Raw genomic sequence first — 242 nt, forward strand, 5'->3', positions numbered from 1 at the left:
CAGGCCGGTGCGGTTCAACAGCCCGGTCAGGGTGTCCTGGCGGGCCATCTCCTCCAGCTCCGCGGTGCGCACGGCGACACGCTTCTCGAGGATCGATTCCTGGGTCTTCAGCGACGCCACCCGCTGCGCCTGGGCCTTCTCCTTCTGGCGCTTGAGCGTGTTGAAGCGCGCCGCCAGGGCGAAGGACAGCAGCAGCCTCTCCAGCGCCGATCCCGCCTGGATGACGTACAGCGTGAAGGAGT

Annotated in this window: 1 pseudogene; it reads right to left on the bottom strand. The window is 67.8% G+C overall.

The features are described 5' to 3' along the window. Positions 1-242: pseudogene (locus CVH10_RS23650) on the bottom strand (7TM-DISM domain-containing protein); the annotation flags it as partial.

Origin of the sequence: Halomonas sp. ND22Bw, assembly GCF_003011945.1 — a bacterium.
In the GTDB taxonomy this organism is placed as follows: Bacteria; Pseudomonadota; Gammaproteobacteria; order Pseudomonadales; family Halomonadaceae; genus Halomonas; species Halomonas halophila.